Here is a 2651-nt window from a genome sequence, read left to right on the forward strand (position 1 = left end):
GGCCGACACCGATCCCCTGACCCACATCTGGAATCGCCGCGCCTTCGACAAGGAAATCACCAGGATCTACAACAGCAACAGGGGTATCCTGTTCAACGCCCTGGTCCTTGCCGACATCGACCGCTTTAAGGACATCAACGACCGCTTCGGCCACCCGGTCGGCGACAAGATCATCCAGAGCATCGCCGATATCTTCCAGACCAGCATTCGCGGCGACATGTTCGTTGCTCGCACCGGCGGCGAGGAGTTCGCGCTGATCGTCGAGGGCGCCAGCGAGGACGCCACCTATGACGTTGCAGAGCGTATTCGTGCCCTGATCGAGCAGACGCCGTTCACCAGCAGCCAGACGGGCACGAATTACGGCACCGTCACCGTCTCGATGGGTATCTGCATGGCGTCCGAAGCCGAAGGACCCGAAGATCTCTACACCAAGGCCGACCGGGCGCTCTATCGCTCGAAGGTCAGCGGCCGCAACCGCGTCACCAGGCACTCGACGATGGCTGGCCGAGCAGGCAAGAGCTGGCTGCTCTACAAGAAGGATTGAGACTCCCGTTTGCAGATTGTTTTGCGTCCCGCCCCTTTCCATATGAATTTTTGTGGCCTATATTTTCTACAGAAATAGGAAGGCGTCGCAATGCAATCTCAAACCGCTGCCAAGACAGCCGAGAATGCAGTCCTGACCAAGGCAACGGTGCGCGCGGCCGATCTGCTGGACATCACCGCCAGAATGCTGGCCTCGGTGATCGGAGTTTCGGAGGCCACGGTTTCGCGCATGCGCAGGAACGAATTCGTGCTCGAGCGCGGCACCAAGCCATTCGAGCTTGCCGTGTTGTTCGTCAGGCTGTTCCGCTCGCTCGACGCCATTGTCGGCGGCGACGCGGTCGTCGCCCGGGCATGGCTGAAGAACGCCAACACGGCGTTCGACGCTGCTCCGCTTGAAAAGATCCTCACCATCACCGGGCTCGTCGATGTCATTGCCTATCTGGACTCCCGACGCGCTCTCGTCTGAGACCGTCGGCATCGACAGCAAGTACTGGCGCATGGTCGAAGCGCAGCACCATGTCTCGACGCTGAAAATCGTCGACACGCTCGACGAACAGGCGATGCTGGAAGACCTGATCGAGGAAACCAAGCCGCAGATCCCAATTGAATGCCGCCATCTCCACTATCTCCTGGCGACGCCCTTCCGCTACGGCTCGGTCTATCCGCACGGTTCGCGCTTCCGCCGTGCCGGCAGGACCAAGGGCGTCTACTATGCGGCCGAGACCATGATGACCGCGGTGGCCGAAATGGCCTTCTACCGGCTGCTGTTCTTTGCCGAGTCGCCCAAAACACCCTGGCCAAGCGACGCCGCCGAATACACGGCCTTTGCGGCCGCGATCAAATGCGCCAAGGTGATCGATCTCACCCGGCCGCCGCTCGATCGTGACGCAACGGCATGGACGCATCCGACCGACTATGCCGCTTGCCAGGCCATTGCCGATACTGCCCGCGAGGCCGGGCTGGAGGCGATCCGCTACCGCTCGGCGCGCGATCCCAAGGGCGCCAACATTGCGCTGCTGACCTGCCGCGGCTTTGCCAAGGCAAAGCCGCTGGAGCCGCGGACCTGGCGCATCCGGCTTGGTGCGTTCGGCGTGCAGGCGATCTGCGAGTTTCCGGAAAAGCGCATCGAGTTTTCAAGGACGGCGTTTGCTGACCCCAGACTCGCCGGCCTGCGCTGGGAACGCGGGCACTGAACCAACTAAAAGAAAAGCGCCGGATTTCTCCAGCGCTTTTTCCGTCAGCCGTTCAGGCCGAAATCGAGCCTAACCGTTCGCAACCTGCTTGTGCTGCACCGGGTGGCTCTTCTTGAGCAGGTCTGACACCAGGAACGCCAGTTCGATCGCCTGGTCGGCGTTGAGGCGCGGGTCGCAATGGGTGTGGTAGCGGTCCTGCAACTCCTCGGCGGTGATGGCGCGCGCGCCACCGGTGCATTCGGTGACGTTCTTACCGGTCATCTCGACATGGATGCCGCCCGGATGCGTGCCTTCGGCGCGGTGCACTTCGAAGAAGGTCTGAACCTCCTTCAGGATGCGGTCGAACGGCCGCGTCTTGTAGCCGGCGGCCTCGATCGTGTTGCCGTGCATCGGGTCCGACGACCACACCACCGAGCGGCCTTCCTTCTGCACCGCGCGAACCAGCTTCGGCAGATGGTCGGCGACCTTGTCGGAGCCGAAACGTGCAATCAGCGTCAGCCGGCCGGGTTCATTTTCGGGGTTGAGCAAGTCGATCAGCTCCAGCAAGCCGTCCGGCGTCAGCGACGGACCGCATTTCAGGCCGAGCGGGTTCTTGATGCCGCGGCAATATTCGACATGCGCATGGTCGGGCTGGCGGGTGCGGTCGCCGATCCAGATCATATGGCCCGAGGTAGCGTACCAGTCGCCGGAGGTCGAATCGACACGCGTCAGCGCCTCCTCGTAGCCGAGCAGCAGCGCCTCATGGCTGGTATAGAAATCGGTCTCGCGCAGCGCGTAGTTGGTTTCCGAAGTGATGCCGACGGCCTTCATGAAGTCCATCGTCTCGGTGATGCGGTTGGCGAGCGACTCGTATTTCTCGCCCTGCGGGCTGTCGGACACGAAGCCGAGCATCCAGCGGTGCACATTCTCCAGGCT

4 protein-coding genes are annotated in these 2651 nt (G+C 62.2%); 3 read left to right on the forward strand and 1 reads right to left on the reverse strand.

Annotation, left to right across the window (positions count from 1 at the left end; translation table 11 throughout):
* The 3 genes from EN932_RS33515 to EN932_RS33525 all read left to right on the forward strand — a co-directional run.
* The coding region (locus EN932_RS33515) for a GGDEF domain-containing protein (protein WP_164890766.1) at positions 1-544 on the forward strand (544 nt) is incomplete at its 5' end.
* Positions 545-634: 90 nt separating this feature from the next.
* Positions 635-1009: an MbcA/ParS/Xre antitoxin family protein gene (locus EN932_RS33520; RefSeq protein WP_013531903.1), complete on the forward strand. Its 375-nt coding sequence runs from the start codon at positions 635-637 to the stop codon at positions 1007-1009.
* Positions 969-1736 (forward strand): RES family NAD+ phosphorylase, encoded by a 768-nt coding sequence (locus tag EN932_RS33525; RefSeq protein ID WP_013531904.1) that lies wholly within the window; start codon positions 969-971, stop codon positions 1734-1736. Before EN932_RS33520 ends, EN932_RS33525 begins: the two co-directional genes overlap by 41 nt.
* A 69-nt stretch (positions 1737-1805) precedes the next feature.
* On the opposite strand, the gene EN932_RS33530 is transcribed toward EN932_RS33525, so the two are convergent.
* Positions 1806-2651 (reverse strand): 3-deoxy-7-phosphoheptulonate synthase (locus EN932_RS33530; protein ID WP_164890767.1); only part of this gene is annotated, 846 nt, incomplete at its 5' end.

This window comes from Mesorhizobium sp. M7A.F.Ca.US.002.01.1.1 (assembly GCF_004022955.1).
In the GTDB taxonomy this organism is placed as follows: Bacteria; Pseudomonadota; Alphaproteobacteria; order Rhizobiales; family Rhizobiaceae; genus Mesorhizobium; species Mesorhizobium ciceri.

What these genes read in the sequence shown, in the direction of transcription:
- EN932_RS33520 (WP_013531903.1), top strand. Translation starts at nt 635, where the DNA reads ATGCAATCTCAAACCGCTGCCAAGACAGCCGAGAATGCAGTCCTGACC.
- EN932_RS33525 (WP_013531904.1), top strand. Translation starts at nt 969, where the DNA reads ATGTCATTGCCTATCTGGACTCCCGACGCGCTCTCGTCTGAGACCGTC.